1 protein-coding gene is annotated in these 551 nt (G+C 46.5%); it reads left to right on the top strand.

Annotation, left to right across the window (positions count from 1 at the left end; genetic code table 11):
- Nucleotides 1-551: (2Fe-2S)-binding protein (locus A3739_RS03425; RefSeq protein WP_197472012.1), on the top strand; the 551-nt coding region annotated here is incomplete at both ends.

The following is a 551-nucleotide window of genomic DNA, read 5'->3' as shown; positions in this document are numbered from 1 at the left end:
TTTCACCGGTCGAGATGGCTGAATACGGCGAGTTATTTAGTCTAGACGAGCTTCCGATTCAATGGCTAGATGCGCAGTTTTATGTGTGGTCGAAAGCAAAAGTCCGTGGCGGCATGATTTACCGATTTGCGTGCAAAGAAAAAAGCACCACGCTTGGTTCAGCTCTGAATGCGGTTTATCAGGATGTGCATGAGCGTTATTCCTATCAGCATCAAAATGGAATGAATCGTTTTGCGACGCGCGACCAATCATTAGTTTACGGCGTATTCACGCATTCAGAGGCGCAAGAATATGAGCGAGCTTGGTTAGAAAGCATGCTTGATAGTAGCGTCTTGAGCGAAGAACAAATCCAAGCACTTCTGCATGCGGAAGTAGACTCCGTCTATGCCCAAGGTCGCATGGTCTGCAGCTGTTATAAGGTGGGTGAAAAAGAGATCATCCGAGCCATACAAGATGACGGCTGTGATAGCGTTGAAGCTTTGGGGTCGCAATTAAAGTGCGGCACAAATTGTGGGTCGTGTAAGTCTGAACTCAAACAAATTCTTAAGCAA

It is taken from the genome of Oleiphilus sp. HI0067, assembly GCF_001635735.1.
This window is presented reverse-complemented; position numbering and strand designations above follow the sequence as displayed.